General features: G+C 67.7%; 15 protein-coding genes. 9 read left to right on the forward strand and 6 right to left on the reverse strand.

All coding sequences use genetic code 11. From position 1 onward, the window contains the following. Positions 1–6: 6 nt before the first annotated feature. The gene (locus BM144_RS02480) at positions 7–1,047 is read right to left on the reverse strand and encodes a helix-turn-helix domain-containing protein (protein ID WP_175525916.1); all 1,041 of its coding nucleotides are present in this window, start codon (positions 1,045–1,047) and stop codon (positions 7–9) included. A 328-nt stretch (positions 1,048–1,375) separates the two neighbouring features. Here BM144_RS02480 and BM144_RS02485 point away from each other — a divergent pair, with 328 nt between their 5' ends. Together BM144_RS02485 and BM144_RS02490 are read left to right on the forward strand one after the other, a co-directional pair. Then, positions 1,376–3,820: an Lcl C-terminal domain-containing protein gene (locus BM144_RS02485; protein WP_092949426.1), complete on the forward strand. Its 2,445-nt coding sequence runs from the start codon at positions 1,376–1,378 to the stop codon at positions 3,818–3,820. A gap of 303 nt (positions 3,821–4,123) precedes the next feature. Further along, positions 4,124–4,939, forward strand: coding sequence for an EAL domain-containing protein (locus BM144_RS02490; protein ID WP_092949428.1), 816 nt, complete (start codon positions 4,124–4,126; stop codon positions 4,937–4,939). A gap of 52 nt (positions 4,940–4,991) precedes the next feature. Here the strand turns inward: BM144_RS02490 and BM144_RS02495 are convergent, their stop codons facing one another. From BM144_RS02495 to BM144_RS02515, 5 genes are all read right to left on the reverse strand, one after another. Next, positions 4,992–5,972, reverse strand: coding sequence for a TRAP transporter substrate-binding protein (locus BM144_RS02495; protein ID WP_092949430.1), 981 nt, complete (start codon positions 5,970–5,972; stop codon positions 4,992–4,994). Positions 5,973–6,208: 236 nt separating this feature from the next. After that, on the reverse strand, positions 6,209–8,044 hold the full coding sequence (locus tag BM144_RS02500) for a gamma-glutamyltransferase family protein (protein WP_092949432.1): 1,836 nt from the start codon (positions 8,042–8,044) through the stop codon (positions 6,209–6,211). 250 nt (positions 8,045–8,294) lie between these two features. Beyond that, entirely contained in the window at positions 8,295–9,872 is a 1,578-nt protein-coding gene (locus BM144_RS02505; protein ID WP_092949434.1) for an alkaline phosphatase D family protein, read from the reverse strand. Between the two features lie 45 nt (positions 9,873–9,917). Further along, entirely contained in the window at positions 9,918–11,462 is a 1,545-nt protein-coding gene (locus BM144_RS02510; protein WP_092949436.1) for a GGDEF domain-containing protein, read from the reverse strand. 470 nt (positions 11,463–11,932) lie between these two features. Continuing rightward, positions 11,933–12,907, reverse strand: coding sequence for an NADPH:quinone oxidoreductase family protein (locus tag BM144_RS02515; RefSeq protein ID WP_092949438.1), 975 nt, complete (start codon positions 12,905–12,907; stop codon positions 11,933–11,935). Positions 12,908–13,048: 141 nt separating this feature from the next. Here BM144_RS02515 and surE point away from each other — a divergent pair, with 141 nt between their 5' ends. From surE to ndk, 7 genes are all read left to right on the forward strand, one after another. Further along, the gene (gene surE, locus BM144_RS02520; protein WP_092949440.1) at positions 13,049–13,861 is read left to right on the forward strand and encodes a 5'/3'-nucleotidase SurE; all 813 of its coding nucleotides are present in this window, start codon (positions 13,049–13,051) and stop codon (positions 13,859–13,861) included. Continuing rightward, positions 13,861–14,640 carry a protein-L-isoaspartate(D-aspartate) O-methyltransferase gene (locus tag BM144_RS02525; RefSeq protein ID WP_092949442.1) on the forward strand — a complete coding sequence of 260 codons (780 nt, stop codon included), beginning with the start codon at positions 13,861–13,863 and terminating at the stop codon, positions 14,638–14,640. The genes surE and BM144_RS02525 overlap by 1 nt, the downstream gene beginning before the upstream one ends. 12 nt (positions 14,641–14,652) lie before the next feature. Beyond that, positions 14,653–15,564, forward strand: coding sequence for a peptidoglycan DD-metalloendopeptidase family protein (locus tag BM144_RS02530; protein ID WP_092949444.1), 912 nt, complete (start codon positions 14,653–14,655; stop codon positions 15,562–15,564). A 65-nt stretch (positions 15,565–15,629) separates the two neighbouring features. Then, complete coding sequence (locus BM144_RS02535; RefSeq protein ID WP_092949446.1) at positions 15,630–16,604, forward strand: RluA family pseudouridine synthase; 975 nt, start codon at positions 15,630–15,632, stop codon at positions 16,602–16,604. Positions 16,605–16,758: 154 nt separating this feature from the next. Next, the gene (scpB, locus tag BM144_RS02540) at positions 16,759–17,436 is read left to right on the forward strand and encodes an SMC-Scp complex subunit ScpB (RefSeq protein WP_245783489.1); all 678 of its coding nucleotides are present in this window, start codon (positions 16,759–16,761) and stop codon (positions 17,434–17,436) included. Positions 17,437–17,500: 64 nt separating this feature from the next. Next, a complete protein-coding gene (locus BM144_RS02545) occupies positions 17,501–18,937 on the forward strand; it encodes a pseudouridine synthase (protein WP_092949448.1) in 1,437 nt (478 codons plus the stop codon). Positions 18,938–19,030: 93 nt separating this feature from the next. Next, on the forward strand, positions 19,031–19,456 hold the full coding sequence (gene ndk / locus BM144_RS02550) for a nucleoside-diphosphate kinase (RefSeq protein ID WP_092949450.1): 426 nt from the start codon (positions 19,031–19,033) through the stop codon (positions 19,454–19,456). Positions 19,457–19,466 lie beyond the last annotated feature (10 nt).

Here is a 19,466-nt window from a genome sequence, read left to right on the forward strand (position 1 = left end):
CGGGGGTCAGTGTCCCTGCATCCTTGCCTCGCGCGGGGTGACGCCGAAGCGGCGCTTGAACATCCGCTGGAAAGTGGACGGGTCGGAGAAGCCGCACCGCTGCGCGACCTCCGACAGGCTGGGCCGCCGGGCCGGATCGGCGCCGGCATCCCCGATGACCTGTTGCCATGCGGCCTCCAGCCGTGTGGTCCAGATCGCCGCCGCCACGCCTTCGCCATGGCGCGCGAAGAGCCGGTACAGCGATGCCCGGGAACATTCCAGCAGAGCGGCCAGCCGTTCCGCGCAGAAGGCCGGATCGCCGCAGTGGCGGCGTACCAGGCCCCAGGCGGCGCGGTACAGGCTGTCGTCGAAGCGGCGGGAATCGGGCTCCAGCCCGGCCTTTTGCGAGGTCTGCAGCAGCGCCAGGGCCATGTCCGTGCAGGCCTGCAGCACCACCGCGCGCTCGCCCGCCGCCATGCGCGGCGCCTCGCGCCAGGTGGCGGCCACCAGGGTCTGCAGCACGCTGCCCAGCCCTGGGGCCTGGGGCAATTCGGTGGGCATTACAAAGCCGGGGCCCAGCGCGTCGTGGATCTTCTTTCGCGACAGGAAGATGGACAGGTCGCGGTGGCGGGAGCGCCGCACCTCCACGGGCCGGGCGTAGTCCACCAGATAGAGCGTGCCGGCCGCGATCTGCTGCGTCCCGTGGTTCTCGTGCGTGGCCCATTGGCATTCGGCCATCAGCGAAAGGCTGATGTCGTCCGCGCCGTCCCGGCGGCACATGGCCTCGGTGCGCACGGCGTGCACGGCCTCGCTCGCATGCTCGACCAGATCGGCACCCTGGCCGACGATGCGCCGCAGGCGCCCTCCGAAGGCGGCCCCGCCCGGGGCGCCGGGCACGGGGCGCATGCGGCTCAGCACGGACTCGCGCCAAAAGTCGAGCCGCTCGCGGGATGGGATGGAGTCCGTGCCCACCTCCAGCAGGGTGCCCGGCGCATGCGCACTGGCCAGCGCCGCATGGCGGGGGCGATGGGGGTGGGTTTCCGGATCCGGGCTGACCTCGTCTGCCATGAATACCCCTAAGTGGTCTGTTGCTTTCTGTGTGTTTCCATGCGAAATGTAGTGCACGCGCGACATGCCGCGAAAAAAAACCGAGGCGATCGTGCTGGCGCCATTTGACCCTCCGTCTCATGCCGGAGGCATCGCCAAGGCGCCGCGTCTCAGCCGCCGCCCCGGCAAGCCCGGGCGGCCGGGGAGCCGCTGAAAACCGCCGTACGGATGGGTTGCCGCAGCCGAGGCGGGAGGCCACGATGCGCAGGTGCCGGCGCGGTCTGCCGCCCCGGCAACGCAAGAACCCCCCGTCATTTCTCAACGAACCGGCCATGCCGGCCCACCTCCCATGGAACCTGTGGACAGCCCCATCGATCCCGTCGTGCACCTCGATCTGGTGCGAAGCTGTGGTGAAGGCGGCCTCGGCCCCGCGCCCCACGGGCTGGAGGTGTCGGTCCATGCCGATGCCGCCGGCCCTGGCCAGGGCATGCTCACGGTCTTCAGTGCCAGCGGCGAGACGCTGGCCCAGACCGCCTTCGACCGCAGCATCACGGTTTCGGTCCATGCGGCGGAGAACGATCTGCGGCTGGTGCTGGAGATGGAGGGCGGCCGGTGCCTGGCAGCCCGCGTGGCGGACTACCGCTCGGGCACGGCGGTGGTGTTGTCCCCGCTCTCCACGCTGGTGGACGCCTACGCCGCCAACCATCCGGGTATCGGCCTCGCGCAAGCGCAGGCCCAGGTACTGGAATCGCTGGCATTGCCGCCGGACCTGCCGGTCGGAACACTGGGCTGCAGCGTGGACCGCAACCTCTTCGATACCGAGCGCTTCTACCAGGCGGTGGACGTTGCCGGTGGCGTGGACTCGCTGGCCCGCCAGATGGCGGAAGCGGTCCCCGGAGCGCGTGCCAAGGACGGCGTTTTGGGCACGGCCAGTCTGCCGGGCGCTGGCAAGAGCACCGAGGCGGCCATCAAGGAGCTGGTGGATGGGTTGGCCGGCAACTTCCAGGGCTGGGCGGGAGGCAAGATCAAGGGCTGGCTGATCAATCTCAGCGGAATCAACGGTTTCATGAGCGAACTCGGCCTGAGCGAGGGCGAGAACACCACGGCCAAGCAGTTGGAGGCCCTGACGGCCGAGATCCAGCGGTTGAGCGAGGCGATCAAGTCCTTGCCGCGCTCCCAGGCCTACCTCGCACGGCTGACGGCCCTGGAGACCTTGAGAGCCGCCGTCAAGGCCAAAACCGAGACGCTGCAGGATGCCGCAGGAGATGCGCCTCTGTCGGCGAAGCAGCTCTACGAGGAGTTCGTGAAACCGGTGAACGACAGCCTCATGCTGACCGAACTCCACAACAACCAGGTGGGCTCCGGTGCCGATGCGAAGGGGCTCATCCGCCTGCTGCTGGACGACCACCACAAGTTCTATTCCGGACATGCCGACACGGCGTACGACAGCATCCTGTTCAACGCATTCAACCAGGCGAGCGCACTGCAGGCACAGGCGCTCAACCTGAAGATCGAAGCCGCCCATGCGAGCAATCCACCGCAGATCGACGCAGCGGAGCGGTACCTGGACCAATACCACGTCCAGATCAAGCGCCAGCGGCTGATGTATCCCAACGGGCTCAAGCCGTTTGCCGATGGCAGCATCCTGGACCGCGACACGGGTCTGCTGTGGAGGTCGGACATGTTCGAATACGACGGCCTGGAGCGGTTGATGGCCGATCCCGCCAGCGCCGGCAATCCCTGGCGCCTGCCCACCATCGAAGAATTGCAGAGCCTGAAGCCGCCCGCCTCCGTGACCGCGCGGCTGCCGTCCTCCGAGTCATCGTCTCCGCCGCCGGCGATCATGCGGCACTTCGGTTTCAGCCCGGTGGCCGTCCAGGACAAGGGCACGAAGCAATACCGCCATTTTGCGGACCTGGGGCCGGCCGGATCCAGGCCCTACAAGATACTCGGGCCGGGCTACATCGTCAGCTCCAACGCCTACAAGCGCCGGGACCGCAACTGGGGTATGCACGACTACGAGCTGCGTACGCTGGTGATGAACCTCTACAACAACGACCAGGAAAGCATCCGCATCAAGTTCTGCCGTGGCGACGGCCGGTGCACGACCCAGTACGGCGTGAATCAGCCGCCCCAGCCGTGGACCATGCCGGTGCTTTATGTCCGCAGTCCCGCGGTTCCCGCGGAGTTCAAGGTGGAGTTCTACGAGGGTTTCAAACCCACGGCGGACACCGCGCAGGGGTGGGCCTGGGTCCGTTACTCCGACAGCACCCATTGGAAAGACGTGACCCAGGACGTCATCTGGAGCGTGGTGGGCGACAACCTGTTGGACGTGCACGTGTCCAACGGCGACGGGACCAGTGGCCTGGTGCAGCTGCGCAGCAAGGAGCGCAAGCCGCGGGCCTACACCATCAAGGCAGAGTTTCCCTGGTACCTGTCTGACCGGCCCGGCCAGTCGGGACAACTCGAAGCCACGGCGGTGCTCTACGGCAACCAGGACGCGCCGCTGCCCGTGCTCAAGCGCCTGCTGCTCTCCCCCGCCACGAAGGACACCAAGAAATACCCGTTCTCCTACAGCCTGCATATCCGCGGGGTGATGAATTCGGGCGCGGTGGTCGATCAGGAAACGGCAGCGTGGTCGTGCGTGCCAGCCGAGGCAGGTGTGGAGATCAGCGGCGCGGGAATGGTGACGGTGACCAGGTCTCCGGCATCGACGACGGCTGTCCGCATCACTGCCAGGATCGGCGGTGCGGAAGGGTCTGCCTACCTCGTGCTGCTGCCTGACAAGACCTGAACCAGGCCGTCCTGAGCACTGCTGCCGGCCGTTGGCCATTGCCCCTGCCTGGCGATGAAGGGCCCCTGGCCCGCAGGACGCGGCGGACTCCCGCGACCCCTGCGGCCGACGAACCAAGAGGGAGAGAGAGGGAGAGAGGGAGAAGAAGAGCGCGGCGAGGGGCCCGGTGCGGTGTGCCGGGCCCCGGCGTCGTCGCTCGGCCGTGGCGTAGGAGCGTGCCGCGTGCCGGCATGCAAGGTCTTTCGATGGGCGTAAGCTGTGCCGATCGTCCTTCTTGCCGCCCGTGCGGTAGCCGCCGCTGCCATGATCCCGCCATCCTCCACGCCGCCCGCCTGTTCCGCCTGCCGCGATGGCCAGGCGCTGGATTTCGAGTTCACCATGGCTTTTCAGCCCATCGTGGACCTGCGCCATGGAGGCCGCGTCTTCGCCTACGAGGCGCTGGTGCGCGGCGTGGACGGCGCCTCGGCTGCGTCGGTGTTGGGGCGGGTGAACGACACCAACCGCTACGCCTTCGACCAGGCCTGCCGCGTGCGCGCCGTAGAGCTGGCGGCGCGGCTGGGCATGGAGTGCCGGCTCAGCATCAACTTCCTGCCCAATGCCGTCTACCAGCCCGAAGCCTGCATCCGGGCCACTCTGGCGGCAGCGCGGCGCTGTGGTTTTCCGGTCGAACGCATCATCTTCGAAGTGGTGGAACACGAGAACCCGCACGACCGCGAGCACCTCAACCGCATCCTGCGTGCCTACCGGCGCCAGGGCTTCTGCACGGCCATCGACGATTTCGGGGCGGGCTATGCCGGACTGGGGCTGCTGGCCGATTTCCAGCCCGATCTGCTCAAGGTCGACATGGCGCTGGTGCGCGGCATCGGCGCGGACCCGGTGCGGCAGGCGATCGTGCGCAGCGTGGTGGCGCTGGGCGACGCGCTCGGCATCGCGGTGATTGCCGAGGGCGTGGAGACGGAAGACGAACTGACGCCCCTGCGCGCCATGGGCGTGCACCTGTTCCAGGGCTATCTGTTCGCCCGCCCGGCGGTGGAGGCCCTGCCGCCCGTGCGGTGGCCCGCAGGCACGGGACCGGATGCTCCGGGGCCGGCGGCGCAGGCCGTCGGTGCAGCGCCCTGATGGCGGGCGATACCGTCAGGCAGGGGCGGCCCGGAAGACGCCCCGCCGGCGCTCACTGGTTGGAGATGATGGTGAGCAGATCGCCGCGCACCTCGGGGTTGTCGGTGTACTTCTTGTAGAGCGGAGCCATGCGCCGCACGTAGGGCGAGAAGTCGGACACCGGCGCGAATTGCACGCCTTCCTTGCCCAGCGCGGTGCGGGCCGCGAGCACGCGCTTTTCCCACAGCCCGCGCATCAGCACGGCAGAGTTCTTGCCGGCGTTCATGAAGACCTGGCGGTCTTCGGCCTTCAGCTTGTCCCAGAGCTTGGTGGACACCACCAGGGCTTCGGGCGAGATCATGTGCTGGTCCAGCAGCATGTATTTCGCCACCTTGTAATGGCCGGTGGATTCATAGGACACCAGGTTGCCCTCGGCACAGTCGATGGTGCCGTTGCGGAACCCGTCCAGCACCTCGCGGTAGGGCACGACCACGGGCGTGGCGCCCAGCAGCTTCACCATCTCGATGTGCGAATCGACCTGCTGCACGCGGATGCGCTGGCCGGCCAGGTCTTCGCGCCGGGCGATGGGCTTGTTGGCGCAGTAGAACGAGCGTGAGCCGCCGTTGTACCAGCCGAGCACCACGTAGCCGGAGGCCTTGAGCTTCTCTGCGAGCCTCTCTCCCATCGCGCCGTCCAGGTAGCGGAACATGTGGGAGGCATCGCCGAACAGGAAGGGCAGGTTGAAGGCCTGCAGCGCCGGCACCGCCTCGGCGAGCGGGCCCAGGTTGAATTCGGCCACGTCGATCTCGCCGGCCTTGAGCATCTGCACGGCCTTGGACTGGTCGCCGAGGACCGCATCGGAGAACAGCTTGATCGTGTAACGGCCCTGGGTCCCGCTCTCCACTTCGGCGATGAAGCTCTTCATCGCCTCGGTGACCGGGTAGCCATCCGGATGGGTGTTCCAAGCCCGCAAGGGCGGCGCCGTCTGTGCCGCGGCAGGCGCCGCCATCACCACCAGTGCGGACGCGAACGCGGCCCAGAAACGCTTGCGCATGTGTACTCCGTTTGTTGGAAAAATTCTCGGTGCCGGCACACGGGTGCAACAGGCGCACGCCGCGTGGCTATGGTCGAGCATTCTCCGGGCGCGCTTCCTCGGCGGGCAAGCGATTTCCGCGGCAGCCGGAGACGGCGAAACCACAGCGTCGCCACCGGGCTTGGCGGGCCCCGCCGTCTGTGATAGCGCGGCAGTGGGTGGTTTGTCGGGCCGGCGCAGGCCGGCTGGGGTGGGGTTCAGTCCCCCATCACCACGCCCTCGCGGCGCGGGTCGGCACCGCCCAGCCACATCGGCTGGCCATGGACGTTGGCGCGGGTGATGGCCTGCAGGCCGCTGGTCATGTCCATCTCGCGCACCTCGGCGCCACGCGTGCGCAGTTGTTCGACGGTGGCGGGTGCGAAGCGCTTTTCTTCGAGCATGGTGGGGCCGTTCAGCGAGCCGAAATTGGGCAGGTTGATGGCCTGTTGCGGAGTGAGGCCCCAGTGGAAGATGCCGTGGAGTGTCTTGGCCGTGTAGTGGATGATGAGTGCGCCGCCGGGGCTGCCGCCGCTCATCACGAGCTGGTTCGTGGCCTTGTCGAACACCAGCGTGGGCGCCATCGACGAGCGGGGGCGCTTGCCGGGCTCCACGCGGTTGGCGATGGGCTGGCCGTTCGCGTCCTTCGGGGCGAAGCTGAAGTCGGTCAGCTCGTTGTTCAGCAGGAAACCCTTGACCATCTGGCGCGAGCCGAACTGGTCCTCGATGGTCGTGGTCATGGCGATGGCATTGCCCCTGGCGTCCACGATGCTGATGTGGCTGGTGCCGTGCTCGATCTGGTCGGGCATGGGCGCGTAGCCGGTCTTTACGGCGCCGGGCGTGCCGGGCTGGGCCACCTTCAGGCTCTGCGGGCCGATGAGGCGCGCGCGCTGCGCGAGGTAGGCGGGGTCGAGCAGGCTCGACCAGCTGCCGGCGGGCGGCTGCACGAAGTCGGGGTCGGCCACGTAGAGCCCCCGGTCGGCGAAGGCGAGGCGCGACGCCTCGTTGTAGTAGTAGAGCCAGTCGGCACCGGGTTGCAGGTCCTGCGCGCCCTTCGGGCCGGCCTGCAGCGGCAGGGCGGCGGCGGGTGTGTTCTGCAGGATCCCGAGGATCTGCCCCACGGCGATCGCGCCGGAACTCGGCGGCGGGAAGCCGCACAGGCGGAAGGCCTTGGACGCGGCCGCCGTGTAGTCGCTGCACAGCGCTTCGCGCTTCCTGGGCTGGTAGCCCGCGAGGTCGGCCAGGGCCAGCTGGCCCGGGTTGGTCGGATGGCCCTGCACCTTGGCGACGATGGCCTGCGCCACTTCGCCTTCGAGCAGCGCCTTCGAGCCGTCCTTCGCGATGGCGCGCAGCACGCCGGCCAGCTCGGGGTTGCGCAGGACGTGGCCCACGGGCCAGGGCTTGCCGGAGGCGTCGAAGAAGTAGGCGCGCGCCGCAGGGTCCTGGGCGAGGTACTTCTCGTTGGCGAGCAGCGTGTGGAGGCGCGCGCTCACCTTGAAACCGTTGTCGGCCAGGCGGATGGCGGGCTCGAAAAGCTGCGCCCACGGCAGCACGCCGTGTTCCTTGTGGGCCAGCTCCAGCATGCGCACGGCGCCCGGCACGCCCACCGAGCGGCCGCCGACCACGCCGTCGTAGAACGGCACGGGCTTGCCGTCGGCGCCGAGGAAGAGGTTCTCGTTGGCGGCGGCCGGCGCGGTCTCGCGCCCGTCGTAGGCCTCGACCTTGCTGCCCGTGGCGTGCAGCAGGAAGGCCCCGCCGCCGATGCCGCTCGATTGGGGTTCCACCAGCGAAAGCACCATCTGCACCGCGATGGCCGCGTCGATCGCCGATCCGCCGGCCTTCAGCACCTGATAGCCCGCATCGGTGGCGAGCGGGTTGGCGGCGGCGACAGCGAATTTCGTGGTGGCCCAGCCGGGTTTCTCGGTGTAGCCGGAAGAGCCCTCGGGCTGCTGCGGCACGGTGTAGGCCAGGCGGGGGGCGGTGGAGCAGGCGGCCAGCAGGGCGGTGGCAGCGGCGGCCAGGGCCAGCGCGGTGCGGCGGGCGGGTAGGGCGATCATGCGGAGAACTCCTGCTTCGTTCGTCGTGGTGGGGATGGCGGGATGGTTCCCGGGAGTGCCGCGCATCCTATCGGGCAGCGCCGTGGGCGGGGCGGGTTTGTTACACGCAGCTACCAAGCGGACGGCATGGGCGGGTGGCGCGGTGCATGGTGGTGGGTTTGGGTGTTTTTGCCTCCATGCCGCCGGATTCATTGAATATATTGCTATAAAAAATATAGCAAATATGCATTTCCCTGCCGGGGCCGGGCGATCAGTCGCGCACCGGGCCGGGCCGCCCGTCCTCCACCACGAAGCGCGCGAGCGTGGAGGAAGGGCTGTCGGCCTTGAGCGGATCGTCCACGGTGCGCAGCACGGTGGTCCAGCGGGAGGGGGTGATGTCGGCCAGGCCCCAGCCGCGCAGGTCGCAGCGCGCCAGGAGCACGTCGGGGTTGACCCGCGCGATCGCGTCCACCCGGTCCTGGGTGGTCCCCGCGCGCGAGCTGATCGAGGTGCCGCAGAACTCGCTGGCCGCGATGGCGCCCCCGGGGGCTCCGTTGGCCGCAGGGGCCCGCACCTGGCACACGTAGTTCTGGTGGATGTCGCCGCCCAGCAGCACCGTGTTGCGCGGGGCATGGCCGGCGATGGAGGCCAGCAGGCGGTCCCGCGCCGCGGGGTAGCCGTCCCAGGTGTCGGTCGATTGCAGCCCCGAGGGGTAGTGCCGCGGCGAGAAGAGCGTCTGCTGCGCGATCACGCTCCAGCGCATCCCCGCCGGGTCGCCGCGGCGGGGCAGGGCATCCTCTGCGAGGCCCGCATCGAGCCAGCGCTCCTGGGCCGTGCCGAGGAAGCTGCGCGACGGGTCGGCCAGCTCGGCGCATTGGCCCGGCTGCACGGCGCCGGCGCCGCTGGCGCCGTCCTTGCGGCAGGCCTGCCGGCTGCGGAACTGGCGTGCATCCAGCAGGTGGATGCGCGCAAGCCGTCCCCAAGCCAGCCGGCGGTGCAGCTGCAACCCGGCGAATCCGCCGCCCGCGGCCAGCACGCCCGAGCGCAGCGGCATGTGTTCGTAGAACGCCTGGTATCCCGCCGAACGCAGGGCGGCGAACTCCTGCGCGTCGGTGCCGCGCCCCGACAGGCCGGCGTAGTCGTTCTGCACTTCATGGTCGTCCCAGGTCACGGCCCAGGGCGCGGCCGCGTGGGCGGCCTGCAGGGCCGGGTCGCTGCGGTGCAGGGCATAGCGGTCCCGGAAATCCGCCAGCGTGCGGGCGTGGCGCAGTGCATGGACCCGGGCGAGCCCGGCGGCGTCGGCAGGGCTCGGGTACTCGTAGATGTAGTCGCCCAGAAAGAGCACCAGGTCGGGCGAGTGGCGGCAGACGTCGGCCCAGGCGGCGTAGTGGCCGTGCTCCCATCGCTGGCAGGAGGCGAAGGCGATCCGCAGGCGGGATTCCAGCGCCGTGGCGGCGGGGGCGGTGCGCGTGCGGCCGGTGGTGCTCATGGCGTCGCCGTGGAGGAAGCGGTAGAAGTACCAGCGGCCCGCCTCCAGCCCGCGCAGTTCGACGTGCACGCTGTGCGCAAGCTCGGGCAGGGCGGTCGCGGTGCCGTGCTGCACGATGCGGCGGAACGCTTCGTCGTGCGCCACTTCCCAGCGCACGGAGACGGGGCCGGCCGCCTCGCCGGGGCCGGGCGGCAGCAGCCGCGTCCAGAGCACCACGCCGTCGGGCGCCGGGTCGCCGCTGGCCACGCCGAGCGTGAACGGGTCGTGCCGCCATCCCGCCGTGGCCCAGGCCCAGCGGGGCAGGGCGCCCGCCGTGGCCACGGCCGCGGCGCGGAGCAGCAGTTCGCGGCGATCGAGCATCTTGTGGGGACGGAGTGCGGGCCGCGGCCTGCGGGCAGCGGTCGGTCAGGCCGCCATCACCCGGTTCTTGCCCGAGCGTTTGGCAAGGTACATGCCCTGGTCCGCGCGGCGGATCGCCTCGGCGGTGGTTTCCTGGGGGGCGAGCTGCGCCACGCCCGCGCTGAAGGTGATGAGCACCTTTTCCTGGTCCTTGAGGAAGTAGCGCGTGGTGAGTTCGCGCTGCAGACGGGCCATGGCGTCCACGCCCTGGGGCAGGGCCGTGTCGGGCAGGATGATGACGAACTCCTCGCCACCGTAGCGCGCGAGCTGGTCCTGCGGGCGCATGACCTCGCGCGTCACGGAGGCCAGGTGCTTGAGCGCCTCGTCGCCGCCGGTGTGCCCCAGGCGGTCGTTGATGGCCTTGAAGTTGTCGAGGTCCAGCAGCGCCACGCACAGCGGCGCATCGTTGCGCACGGCGCGGGCCAGCTCGCGCTCCAGCGCCTCGTCCAGGCCCTTGCGGTTCAGCGAGCCCGTGAGCGGATCGTGCCGGGCCTGGGCGCTCGCGCGGTCCAGTTCCTCCTGCAGCTTGGTGATCTCGGCATGGCGCGCCTCGGAGCGCTCGCGCAGTTCCTGCAGTTCGTCGCGCGTGAGGCGCGTGTCCAGGGCCATGGCGCGTGTCGCGCCCATCACCTCTTCGAGCAGCGGCGCGACCTCCTGCAGGCTCGTGGCCTGCCCGATCTGCTCGGCGCAGCGCTCCATCTTCTCGTGGTAGGTGCTGCTGGAGGCCGTGATCTGCGCCAGCCGCTCGATGAACATCGCCAGCAGCTCCATCATCTGCTGCTGCGCCTGGACCGAGCGCTCCTTGGCCTCGGTCTGCTTGAAGATCACGTCCTTCAGGCGGCGCTGCACGTCGTCGAGCCGCCGCAGGGTGAGCGGCGGCGTGGAAGCGGCCTTGAGCGCCTCGGCCTGGCCCTGCAGCCACTGGTCGTCCTGGCTCAGCACGGCGATGTTCTCGAACACCATGTGCAGCAGCGTGAGCAGCCCCGTGCGGATCGCCGCCTGGTCTTCCGTGGCGAAGGACAGGCGGTAGCTGAAGTTGTTGAGCATCAGCGCCAGCGTCGAGGCGGGCGGCGACGGCTGGCGCAGGAACTGCGTGAGCTGCGCGGCCAGCTCGTGCACCCGGGCATCGTCCTCGCCCAGCGCCGGCAGGGTGTTGTCCACCAGCCGGACCAGCTGTTCCGCCACGTCGTTCGGGATCAGCGCCGGGCTCGCGGAGGCGGTGGCCACGGGCACCGGTGCCGCGGCGCTTTCGGCGGGAGCGGCGTGCAGGCCCAGATTGGCGTAGCCCACGAACACGCTCTGCAACTGCGCCCAGTCGGCCTGGTCGATCGCCGCCTCGAACAGCCCCAGCAGGCGCTTCTGCCCGGGCGTCTGGCCCGGCAGCACGCGCAGGATGTGGCGCAACGGCCCGTCGGGGAAGGCGGGCACGGTGCGCGCACCGGCGATCTCCTCGTACAGCGCCTGGTAGTTGTCAGGCGTGGGCACGAGGCGGCGGGCCGCCAGTTGTTTGAGGGTTTCTCGCGCGATCTCTGAAGGGGGGCGGTCGGCCATCGGGCATGCACGGCGGATAAGGGTGGCCGAGTGTGACAGACGGCGCGGGGCTTGAACAGGACAGTACGAAGCTCGGCGCGGAAAGCGCGCATCGCGCGGGCGCTTTCAGCCGCACTGAAGCCTTGTGAGCCCACGCTGGGCCTACGAGCCCCCTGATGGCCGGGATCGTGCCCCCTCGCCTCGCCTCGCCGCACCGGTTTCGCAGTATTTGGGATTGCCCTTGCCGATGGGCATGGGGTTGATAGTCAATACTATTTTTTCGCCAGGCTGCCGTGGTTTACTGGTCTGGAGTTCCGGGCAGCAATCCGGCGATCCCGCGGTGTCGGAGAGCGGCCGTATCACCGCCACCTGGCCGGTCTTTCCGATGGCGCGCTGACCGGCGTACCCGCAGCAACCCCGATGCCAGAGCCGCTGTAGACGCAGGAGGCGCTGCGTCTGATCGGCCCGGCGTCCGAGGCGCGGAGCCCGGGTCAGTTGACGAGCACCAGCTTGCCCATCACCCCGCGCGATGCCATGCGTTCGTAGGCCGCATGGATCTGCGCCATCGGCATGGTGCGGTCGATCACCGGCTTGACCGCGCCTTCGGCGTACCAGCCGGCCAGCTCGGCCATCATGGCGGCGTTGGCCTTCGGTTCGCGACGGGAAAACTCGCCCCAGAACACACCCACGATCGACGCGCCCTTGAGCAGGGCCAGGTTCAGCGGAAGGGCCGGGATCGGGCCGGCGGCGAAGCCCACCACGAGGTAGCGGCCGCGCCAGGCGATGGAGCGGAACGCCTGCTCGGTGTAATCGCCGCCGACAGGGTCGTAGATGACGTCGGGGCCCTTGCCGTCGGTCAGCCCCTTGATGGCTTCTCGCAGGTTCTGGGCGCTGTAGTCGATCACGGCATCGGCGCCCGTCGAAAGGCAGAGGGCGCATTTTTCTTCGGAAGACGCTGCTGCGATCACGCGTGCGCCGACCTTCTTCGCGATCTGGATGGCCGCGGTGCCCACTCCCCCTGCCGCCCCGAGGACCAGGACCGTCTCGCCCGCGCGCAGTTGGGCGCGGTCCACCAGCGCGTGGTGCGACGTGGCGTAGATCATGATGAATGCAGCCGCGTCCACGTGCGAGAACCCCTCCGGCAGCGGCATGCAGAGCGCAGCGGGCGCGATGGCATGGGTGCCGAAGCCGCCGGTCCCGGTGAGGCACGCCACGTTCTGGCCCGGGCGCAGATGCTCGACCCCTTCGCCCACCGCCTGCACCACTCCGGCATATTCGGAGCCGGGCACGAACGGCAGTTCGGGCTTCATCTGGTACTTGTTCTGCACGATGAGCAGATCGGGAAAGTTCAGGCTCGCGGCGCGGATCTCGATCAGCACTTCGCCGCGCTTCGGTGCGGGCGTCGGCAGCTCGGTCCAGGCGAGGTTGTCCACGCCCGTGGGCTGGGTGCAAAGCCATGCATGCATGAGGGGTCTCCTGTCGGTCAGTTCCGCGGGGCATCATAGGCGCCGGCCCCGGAGCACCGATGTCCCAGGAGCGACGGACCCGGCCGCCGGCGGGCTGTGGGACGCGGCCTACAATCCGTCGCACTCCGCCCTCAGGGACCCATGAAGATCCTCCTTTCCAATGATGACGGCTACCAGGCGCCCGGTATCGTGGCGCTACACGAGGCGCTGCGGGGCATTCCCGGCGTCGATGTCGATGTGGTGGCGCCCGAGCACAACAACAGCGCCAAGTCCAACGCGCTGACGCTGCATTCGCCGCTGTATGTCCACCAGAGCCCCAACGGATTCCGGTATGTGAACGGCACCCCGGCCGATTGCGTCCATATCGCCCTGACCGGATTGCTGGGCTATCGGCCCGATCTGGTGGTGTCGGGCATCAACAATGGCGCGAACATGGGCGACGACACCATCTACTCCGGAACCGTGGGCGCCGCCATGGAGGGATACCTTTTCGGCGTGCCCGCCATCGCGTTTTCTCAGGTGGACAAAGGCTGGGGAGAGATCGAATCCGCCGCGCGCAAGGCGCGCGAGATGGTCGAGCAGATGCAGTCTCAGCACCTCGTGGGCGAGGTTCCATGGCTGCTCAACGTGAATATTCCCAATCTGCCTTTCGCGCAGCTCCGGCCGGTGAAGGTGTGCCGCCTGGGCCGCCGGCACGCCGCCGAGCGCGTGATCGAGCAGGAGAGCCCCCGCGGCGAACGCATGTACTGGATCGGAGGGGCCGGTGCGGCGAAGGACGACACCGAAGGAACGGACTTCCACGCCACGGCACTGGGGCACGTGGCCCTTACGCCGCTCAAGGTGGATCTGACCGATCACGAAGGATTGCCGTACTGGGCGGACACCGCCAGCCGGCTGGCACCGGAATCCGCGGGCACTGCCGAGAGCCGCCCCGAGGCTGCCGGAGCGCTCTGATGCAGCGCCGCCCCGGTTTTCCTGCGCGACTCGACCTGCCGCCGGCCTCCGGTGCACCGCGCGCTGCGGGCGGGCCGGCCCGGGTTCCGGGAGCCGGATCTCCGGCGCCGGTACCGCACGGGCTGGGCCTGGATTCCGCAGCCGTGCGCGCCCGCATGGTGCAGCGCATCGCCACGGGGGGCGTCGTTTCGCCGGCGGTGCTCCAGGCGATGGGCGCGGTGGAGCGGCATCGTTTCGTGGATACCGCGCTGGTCAACCAGGCCTATGAAGACACGAGTCTGCCCATCGGGCTGGGGCAGACCATTTCCAAACCCAGTATCGTGGCGCGCATGACCGAGCTGCTGCTGGGCGCCGAGGGCGCCCGGACCGCGGGACTGGGCCGCGTGCTGGAAATCGGCACCGGCTGCGGTTATCAGGCAGCGGTACTCGCCCGCGTCGCCCGCGAGGTGTACACCATCGAGCGCCTGCGTGCGTTGCACGAAAAGGCCCGCGACAATCTGCGCCCCTGGCGGTTGGCGAACGTGCACCTGATCCTCGGTGACGGCATGGCCGGGTATGCCAAGGGCGCACCCTACGCCGCCATCATCGCTGCCGCGGGCGGGGACGCCATCCCCGATGCCTGGGTGCAGCAGCTTGCCGTGGGGGGGCGCCTTGTCGCCCCCATGGCCGCCGCGGGCGGCCGGCAGGTACTGGTCGTCATCGACCGGACCCCGCAGGGGCTCCAGCAGAGTGCGCTGGAGCCCGTACATTTTGTCCCTCTAAAATCGGGGATTGCCTGAAGGAAATTGCTTATGTTGGTATCGCGTGGTCTTGTGGCTTGGAGTTCGGTGGCGCTGGCGGTCCTGGTACTGGCCGGCTGCGGAACCCGGGTCAACAGGGCTCCGGTGGAGGATCGCGGCACTGCCGCCTCGTCGTCCTCTCCGACGTCCCCGCAGGCCGGAGTGGTCGTCGGCGCTCCCGTAAAGCCCCTGCCCGGGGCAGAAAATGCCGGCAAACCTGGTTATTACAGCGTGAAGCCTGGGGACACCCTGATCCGGATCGGGCTGGAGTCCGGCCAGAGCTGGAAAGACCTGGCCCGCTGGAACAACCTGGACAACCCCAACCTGATCGAGGTTGGCCAGGTACTGCGTGTGGCTCCTCCCGGCAGTACCCCGCCGGCGCAGGTGGCTTCCGACACCGGCGTCGTCACGCGCCCCGTGACTTCCACCACGCTGACCCCGGCGCCTGCAGGCGCCGCGAGCGCGCCGCGCAGCGGTATGTCGGCGGCGTCCGTCGCGGCTGCCCCTGCACCGGCCCCGGCTCCTGCGCCTGCGCCTGCCACTTCGGGGGGAGATGACGACATGGCGTTCATCTGGCCGTCGTCGGGCTCCCTGATCGCCGGTTTCGACGAATCCCGCAACAAGGGGTACGACATTTCTGGCAAGTCCGGCGACCCGGTGCTGGCGGCCGCTGATGGTCGTGTCGTTTATGCGGGCGCCGGCCTGCGCGGCTACGGGAATCTGGTGATCCTGAAGCACAACAACACTTACCTGACGGCGTATGCCCATAACCAGACGCTGCTGGTCAAGGAGGACCAGTCCGTGCGCCGCGGCCAGAAAATCGCCGAGATGGGCAGCTCCGATACCGACCGCGTGAAGCTGCACTTCGAAATTCGCCGCCAGGGCAAGCCCGTGGATCCGGCCCGCTACCTGCCTGCCCGTTGAGCGCGCAAGATCCTCGTTCCGTCGAAGCCGGGGCAGATGCCACAGCCGCAGCCGCATCCGATGCCATGGCTGCGGAGGATGCTGCCGAGGTCGAGGGGCTGGACCATGCAGAGACGCGGTCGGTCGAGGTAGCTCGCGCACAGCACGGCATCCGGCTGGACAAGGCGCTGGCCGAGCTGGTGCCCGAGTTCTCCCGGAGCTATCTCCAGCAGCTTTTGGGTGAAGGCGGGGTGCTCGTCAACGGGCGCGTGGCGACCAAGCCTGCAGCGCGCGTGCACATCGGTGATGCACTGGCCGTCGAACTCAAGCCGACCCCTCAGAGCCAGGCATTCCGGCCTGAGGACATGGCGCTCGACATCGTGCATGAGGATGACCATTTGCTGGTCGTCAACAAGCCCGCCGGGCTGGTGGTCCATCCTGCACCTGGCAACTGGAGCGGCACATTGCTCAACGGGCTCCTGGCTCGGGATCCGCGAGCGTCTGCCGTTCCCCGCGCGGGCATTGTCCATCGACTCGACAAGGACACCAGTGGCCTGATGGTCGTGGCACGCGAGCGTGCGGTGATGGATGCCCTGGTCCGGATGATTGCGGCGCGTGAAGTCAGCCGGCAGTATCTGGCCCTGGCTTTGCGCCGCTGGGAAGGGGCGGCCCACCGGGTCGTGACCGAAGCCATCGGCCGCGATCCGCGCAACCGCCTGCGCATGGCGGCGGTGGATCTGTCACACCAGGCTGGCAAGCCGGCACGCACGGACATTGCGGTGCTGGATGCCTGCGATGGAGGTAGCCTGGTCCATTGCACTTTGCATACCGGTCGCACGCACCAGATCCGGGTGCACATGGCATGGCTGCGACATCCGCTCGTCGCGGATGTCCTCTATGGAGGAGAGCCCGCTGCAGGAATGTCTCGGCAAGCACTGCACGCGTGCCGGTTGGCATTCAGGCATCCGGTTACTGCACAGGACATGGTCTTCCATTCCCCCCTGCCGGAGGATATGGCCGGAGCCCTCGATATTTGGGGGCTACGCTACAATCCGCGCTGAATTCGGCCTGCCGGCCGTTGACCATCTCTGGTCCCTCTGTATGTAGCGCATCCCTGATCAGCGCCTCGCCGCTTCCGGCCGCATGCTTCATGCCTTGCTCCCACGTGTCTGCCGCCGCTCGGCGACGCCGACCCATCTCCTCAATCGTTGAACCATGAACACGGTGGATGCCAAACGGGTCCTCGAAACTGCGCTGATTTGTGCGCCGCAACCTGCGACTCTGCGGGAATTGCGGACGCTCTTCAACGACGCGTTGGGGTCTGACACGGTCAAGCAATTGCTGCTCGACTTGCAGCAGGAATGGGCATCGCGGGGCGTGGAGCTTGTCCAGGTGGCTTCGGGATGGCGTTTCCAGAGCAGGCCTGAAATGCGCGAATATCTGGATCGGCTCCACCCCGAGAAGCCCCCGCGCTACACCCGGGCAACGCTTGAAACGCTGGCGATCATCGCGTATCGGCAACCTGTCACCCGCGGGGACATTGAAGAGATCCGTGGGGTCACCGTCAACAGCCTGATCCTCAAGCAACTTGAGGACCGTGGCTGGGTGGAGGTAATCGGACATCGGGAAACCGTCGGTCGTCCTGCCTTGTTTGCTACGACGCGTCAGTTCCTGGACGATCTAGGACTGAAGTCTCTTGATGAGCTGCCTTTGCTCGAGAGCCCTGCCATGCAGGCGGGGGTACTCGAAGCCCTGGAAAAAGTGACGGTGCAAGAAAACAATCTCCAGGCTGCAGGAGCGGAGAGCCCAGCCGAAGAAACATCAGCGGGGGAAGGGCAGGCTGCCGCCCCCCCGCAATCGAGGAGGCGCTCGATGCCTCCAGAAACCATTTGACGAATGCCGATGGCGAGTCTGGGCATCTTCGCTCCGAACCGTCGGACCCTCCCGAAAGCACGCCATGAACGCATCCTCGCCAGACAACGCCAACATTCTGCCCGACTCCGCCGCTGAAACCGGAGACTCTCTTCCGGAGAAAAAGTCGGCGCGGCGCCCTGCCCGTAAAAGTGCGGCAGGTGGCAATGAGCCGGTGACGTCGCCTGCCCGCTCGTCGGGCTCAGCCAGGCCGGTTCAGGAGCAAGGCGCTGCGTCTGCTCAAGAAAATAGTGCCGGAGGAAGCGGCCCGATGGCAGTCGATGCGCCGGCTGCGCCCCAAAACCCTGCTTCTTCCAGATCGGGCAAACCCAAGGCGCCGCAATCCCTCGGTGCAGGCGACGGCTATCGTTTCGATGATGTGATTTCCGGGCAGTTGGACGCTGACGAAGAACGTGCCGATGTTGCCCCTGCCAAGCGGGTATTGCCTCCGCAGGTGGAGATGCCGAAATTGCACAAGGTTCTGGCGCAAGCAGGCCTTGGGTCTCGGCTGGAAATGGAGCAGCTCATCCTGGAGGGGCGCATCTCCGTCAATAACGAACCAGCCCACATCGGCCAGCGCGTGCAATTCGGGGATCAGGTCAAGGTCAATGGCCGTCCGATCCGCTACCGGATTGATCCGCCGCCGGCGCGTGTCATCGCTTACCACAAGCCTGTGGGGGAGGTCGTCACACACGACGATCCGCAGAACAGGCCCACAGTGTTCAGGAAACTGCCTCGCCTCATGCATGGAAAATGGCAGTCGGTGGGGCGGCTTGACCTGAATACGGAAGGGCTGCTGCTTTTCACCAGTGCCGGTGAATTGGCGAACAACCTCATGCATCCCCGATTCGGCTTGGAGCGGGAATATGCTGTGCGGGTTCTGGGTGCATTGAACAAGGAAGAAAAGCAGCGACTTCTGGATGGCGTCCAGCTCGACGATGGAATGGCGGCGTTCGGTTCCATCGAGGATGGTGGCGGTGAGGGTTCTAATTGCTGGTATCGCATCACCATCTCGGAAGGGCGAAATCGCGAAGTCCGGCGCATGTTCGAGGCGGTAGGGCACGCCGTCAGCCGTCTCATTCGCATTCGTTATGGTTCCATGATGTTGCCGCGCGGGCTCAAGCGTGGCGCTTGGTTGGAACTGGACGAGCGAGATATCCGCGCATTGGTGCAGGCAGCAGGTGCTGACATGCCGCGCCCAGCCGCCGCTGTGCCTGCAGCAGACCGCAGAGGAGGTAACGCGCGTGGAAATCAGGGCTCTGGCCAGGGTAGGCGTTCTCCTGGGGGCACGCCACAACGTGGCGGCAAGGAGTTCGGTGCATCGGCTCCGGTCGGCCGAGGCCAGCGACCTGCGCCCTCTGGTCAGCCGGACCCAATGAAGACATCGGTGGGCTACATCGGCGGCGACAGCCTTTCGCGCCACCGGCAAGAGCAGAAGCAAAAACAGAAACGCAATGGCGCCAATCGGCGTGGAAGCCGATGACACTGCCTTGCCACATTGTGGATAAGGCCGCCGATTAGAATCGAGGGCTTTGTCTATCTGGCAAAAATCTTTCTCATCATTAAGGAAAACACCATGGCTATCGAACGCACTCTTTCCATCATCAAGCCTGACGCAGTGGCCAAGAACGTGATCGGCCAGATCTACGCCCGCTTTGAAGCCGCCGGTCTGAAGGTCGTTGCAGCTCGCATGGCCCACCTTTCGCGCCAGGAAGCCGAACAGTTCTACGCAGTCCACAAAGAGCGCCCCTTCTTCAAGGACCTGGTGGATTTCATGATCTCCGGTCCCGTGATGATCCAGGTGCTCGAAGGCGAAAACGCCATCCTGAAGAACCGTGAACTGATGGGCGCTACGGACCCTAAGAAGGCTGCTCCTGGCACCATTCGCGCTGACTTCGCCGATAGCATCGATGCCAATGCCGTGCACGGCTCGGATGCCCCTGAAACGGCCCAGGGCGAAGTTTCTTTCTTCTTCGCTGGCCTGAATATCTACGCTCGCTAAGCCTTTGCTG

Source organism: Paracidovorax konjaci (assembly GCF_900112675.1).
GTDB classification, from domain to species: Bacteria; Pseudomonadota; Gammaproteobacteria; order Burkholderiales; family Burkholderiaceae_C; genus Paracidovorax; species Paracidovorax konjaci.

What these genes read in the sequence shown, in the direction of transcription:
- BM144_RS02480 (WP_175525916.1), bottom strand. Translation starts at nt 1,047, where the DNA reads ATGGCAGACGAGGTCAGCCCGGATCCGGAAACCCACCCCCATCGCCCC.
- BM144_RS02485 (WP_092949426.1), top strand. Translation starts at nt 1,376, where the DNA reads ATGGAACCTGTGGACAGCCCCATCGATCCCGTCGTGCACCTCGATCTG.
- BM144_RS02490 (WP_092949428.1), top strand. Translation starts at nt 4,124, where the DNA reads ATGATCCCGCCATCCTCCACGCCGCCCGCCTGTTCCGCCTGCCGCGAT.
- BM144_RS02495 (WP_092949430.1), bottom strand. Translation starts at nt 5,972, where the DNA reads ATGCGCAAGCGTTTCTGGGCCGCGTTCGCGTCCGCACTGGTGGTGATG.
- BM144_RS02500 (WP_092949432.1), bottom strand. Translation starts at nt 8,044, where the DNA reads ATGATCGCCCTACCCGCCCGCCGCACCGCGCTGGCCCTGGCCGCCGCT.
- BM144_RS02505 (WP_092949434.1), bottom strand. Translation starts at nt 9,872, where the DNA reads ATGCTCGATCGCCGCGAACTGCTGCTCCGCGCCGCGGCCGTGGCCACG.
- BM144_RS02510 (WP_092949436.1), bottom strand. Translation starts at nt 11,462, where the DNA reads ATGGCCGACCGCCCCCCTTCAGAGATCGCGCGAGAAACCCTCAAACAA.
- BM144_RS02515 (WP_092949438.1), bottom strand. Translation starts at nt 12,907, where the DNA reads ATGCATGCATGGCTTTGCACCCAGCCCACGGGCGTGGACAACCTCGCC.
- surE (WP_092949440.1), top strand. Translation starts at nt 13,049, where the DNA reads ATGAAGATCCTCCTTTCCAATGATGACGGCTACCAGGCGCCCGGTATC.
- BM144_RS02525 (WP_092949442.1), top strand. Translation starts at nt 13,861, where the DNA reads ATGCAGCGCCGCCCCGGTTTTCCTGCGCGACTCGACCTGCCGCCGGCC.
- BM144_RS02530 (WP_092949444.1), top strand. Translation starts at nt 14,653, where the DNA reads ATGTTGGTATCGCGTGGTCTTGTGGCTTGGAGTTCGGTGGCGCTGGCG.
- BM144_RS02535 (WP_092949446.1), top strand. Translation starts at nt 15,630, where the DNA reads ATGGCTGCGGAGGATGCTGCCGAGGTCGAGGGGCTGGACCATGCAGAG.
- scpB (WP_245783489.1), top strand. Translation starts at nt 16,759, where the DNA reads ATGAACACGGTGGATGCCAAACGGGTCCTCGAAACTGCGCTGATTTGT.
- BM144_RS02545 (WP_092949448.1), top strand. Translation starts at nt 17,501, where the DNA reads ATGAACGCATCCTCGCCAGACAACGCCAACATTCTGCCCGACTCCGCC.
- ndk (WP_092949450.1), top strand. Translation starts at nt 19,031, where the DNA reads ATGGCTATCGAACGCACTCTTTCCATCATCAAGCCTGACGCAGTGGCC.